Raw genomic sequence first — 2,860 nt, 5'->3', positions numbered from 1 at the left:
AAAATATGGACGTATTTGCTGCTCACAAAGCCAGTTTGGGCTTTATTTGGGCTTAAATTTTGTTTAAGTCCCATTAATCGAAAAAGTCCCAAAGGGCGATCGCACCCTCTTCACAGTCCAACCAGCGATCGCAGAATATGTAAAAACTAACATCTTATAGCAGTTTTAGGAACAGGCATCTTGCCTGTTCCACAATAGATGAATTTTAGGGCAACAGTTTTAATAACAGGCAAGATGCCTGTTCCACAATAGATGAATTTTGTGGCAGCAGTTTTAATAACAGGCAAGATGCCTGTTCCACAATAGATGAATTTTCTTGTGGGCCGTTGCTCCTAGCCCGCCCTGAAAGGATTATTCAAAAATTAGCAAAACATTAATCCAAACATCCGCATTTAGCCTTAAAATTAAAAAGACTGACTAGCCAACAATGCCCTATGTTTGAAGCCCTCGCCGATCGACTCGAATCCACCTGGAAAAAACTGCGCGGACAGAATAAAATCTCCGAGTCCAACATCCAAGACGCCCTCAAAGAAGTGCGCCGCGCCCTCCTGGAAGCCGATGTCAACCTCCAAGTCGTCAAAAACTTCATCGGAGAGGTAGCGGCAAAAGCACAAGGCGCAGAAGTCGTCTCAGGCGTCCGTCCCGACCAACAATTCATCAAAATCGTCCACGACGAACTCGTGCGCGTCATGGGGGAAACCAACGTACCCCTCGCCACCGCAGACTCCGGGCCCACAGTTATCCTGATGGCTGGTTTGCAAGGAACCGGGAAAACCACAGCTACCGCCAAACTAGCGCTGCACCTCCGCAAACAAAATCGTACCGCACTGCTAGTCGCAACCGACATTTATCGACCAGCCGCGATCGACCAATTGCTCACACTCGGCAAACAAATCGACGTACCAGTATTTGAATTAGGCAAAGACATTGACCCCGTAGAAATTGCCCGCCAAGGCATCGAACACGGCAAACAAATCGGCATTGATACCATCATCGTCGATACAGCCGGCCGCCTGCAAATCGACCAAGACATGATGGCAGAATTGGGCCGCATCAAACAAACAGTACAACCCCACGAAACGTTGTTAGTTGTTGATGCCATGACCGGCCAAGAAGCAGCAAATTTAACCCGCACCTTTCACGAACAAATCGGCATTACCGGCGCAATCTTAACCAAATTAGATGGCGACAGCCGCGGCGGTGCAGCCCTATCAGTGCGGCAAATATCCGGCGCGCCGATTAAATTTGTCGGCGTAGGCGAAAAAGTGGAAGCGTTGCAACCATTTTATCCCGATCGCATGGCATCGAGAATACTTGGCATGGGCGATGTCTTGACGCTAGTAGAAAAAGCGCAAGAAGAATTCGACATCGCCGATGCCGAAAAAATGCAAGAGAAAATGCTCACGGCAAAGTTTGACTTTACCGACTTTCTCAAGCAAACCAGACTGTTAAAAAACATGGGTTCCCTCGGCGGCATCATGAAAATGATTCCGGGGATGAACAAACTCTCAGACGAACAAATGCGGCAGGGAGAAGTGCAGCTAAAACGCACCGAAGCCATGATTAATTCCATGACAGTTGAAGAACGCCGCAATCCCGAACTTTTAGCAAGTTCTCCATCCCGCCGCCGCCGCATCGGAAAAGGTGCCGGCTACGCAGAAAACGACGTAACTAAGCTGGTCAGCGATTTCCAGAAAATGCGTACCATGATGCAGCAAATGAGTCAAGGCAACTTTACAGGAATGGGAGGATTGCCGGGAATGCCGGGAATGCCCGGAATGGGTGGTCCCGGAATGCAGCCCGGTTCCCGCGGCTATATGGCCCAGCAGAAGAAGAAAAAGAAAAAAGATAAGCCTAAAAAAGGTTTCGGACAGTTGTAGAAAGCATCAAACATATTGCACGATTGTCAAAAATTTCTAGGGGCGGGTTGACCGATAATAATTGCCTAAAACACACAATCTCGTAAACCCATCCCACCCCATGCGAGAGTCCTCGATCGGCATTGGTACAATAGGTAAAAATCATCTGAGATGTTGCAGCATTCTCAATAATCCTTTTATAAACAGGCAAGATGCCTGTTCCACAAAAAAATTAATCTCTTGTGGGACGGGCAAGATGCCCGTTCTTGAGAATGGTACAATATGTAAAAACCATCAAACTTTAACTTTTTTCTTGTTGCCGACTTCTACCTGAAAAAGCCTGTAATTAAATATGGTACAAACAATTACTCAACCAAAAACCATATCTATAGAATTGCCAAATTCGCTCGACCTCTTTGTCATCCCAGAATAATTCAAGGCCCTAGCATTGGCAAATTCCTACTTGAGATTAGAGAGAAATGTATAAGGAGAGTAGGCTTTTGGGCCTTTCCCATAAGAGATTCATAAAATTTATCGTGCCAAACTAGATGGCAGGCCAGCTTACTACCCCTACTTTTAAGCCTAATAGTTCGGTTGCCTTTTCGCTATCTACAGGCTTAGAAAATAAATATCCTTGCCCCAACTCACACCCCAACTCTCGCAGTTTCTGTAGTTGTGTTGGTGTTTCTATGCCTTCTGCCACGATATCCATACCTCGGCTGCGAGCCAGCGTTACAATTGTCTGGATAATTTCTACGCCGCTGTTGTCTGATCCAATGCGGCTGACAAAAGACCGGTCAATCTTTAAGGTATCAATGGGAAACTCGTGTAAGCGGCTTAAAGAAGAGTAGCCCGTGCCAAAGTCGTCGATACACAACATAAGGCCTAAACCTTTTAGCTGCTTCAACATCTTTTCTTCCCTGGCTGGGGGGGTGACAAACAGGCTCAAACCCAGAGTTGGTAAGGATTGAGCCAATGTGTGCTCAAAAAAGATAGGCAGC

General features: G+C 46.6%; 2 protein-coding genes. One reads left to right on the top strand and one right to left on the bottom strand.

The window, feature by feature from the left end; genetic code table 11:
- The first annotated feature begins 434 nt into the window (after nucleotides 1–434).
- On the top strand, nucleotides 435–1,880 hold the full coding sequence (gene ffh / locus QUA27_RS27115; RefSeq protein WP_333072138.1) for a signal recognition particle protein: 1,446 nt from the start codon (nucleotides 435–437) through the stop codon (nucleotides 1,878–1,880).
- A 523-nt stretch (nucleotides 1,881–2,403) separates the two neighbouring features.
- On the opposite strand, the gene QUA27_RS27110 is transcribed toward ffh, so the two are convergent.
- On the bottom strand, nucleotides 2,404–2,860 hold a 457-nt coding region (locus tag QUA27_RS27110), incomplete at its 5' end, for an EAL domain-containing protein (protein WP_333072137.1).

Source organism: Microcoleus harperi Pol14_C6 (assembly GCF_036701295.1).
Taxonomy (GTDB): domain Bacteria; phylum Cyanobacteriota; class Cyanobacteriia; order Cyanobacteriales; family Microcoleaceae; genus Microcoleus.
Note: the sequence above shows the minus strand (reverse complement) of the source record. Positions and strands in the feature narration are given on the sequence as shown.

What these genes read in the sequence shown, in the direction of transcription:
- ffh (WP_333072138.1), top strand. Translation starts at nt 435, where the DNA reads ATGTTTGAAGCCCTCGCCGATCGACTCGAATCCACCTGGAAAAAACTG.